We start from the raw sequence: 247 nt of genomic DNA on the forward strand, positions 1-247 counted from the left end.
GCGGATGAGCGCGCTTGAGGCACATGCAGGAAAAGCAAGCGCAGCGGGACAAGTCTGGTTCGAGCTGGACCGGGTGCGCCGGCTGATCATCGAGATGATCGCGAGCTGTTCCTATATTATCGATTGGCTGGAAACGGGTCGCATGCCCGGCAATCGCAGGGGCATTGAACGGCGCGCGGGCTATCTGCGGGAGATTCCGACCGATCCCTCGGTGATGGCGGGTGTGCTGGTTGGAAGGTGCGGCTGC

Annotated in this window: 1 pseudogene; it reads left to right on the forward strand. The window is 62.3% G+C overall.

What is annotated here, in order from left to right:
- Window positions 1-4: 4 nt before the first annotated feature.
- Window positions 5-247: pseudogene (locus KVT38_RS33980) on the forward strand (hypothetical protein); the annotation flags it as partial.

Origin of the sequence: Cohnella sp. GbtcB17 (assembly GCF_019091135.1) — a bacterium.
GTDB lineage: Bacteria > Bacillota > Bacilli > Paenibacillales > Paenibacillaceae > Cohnella.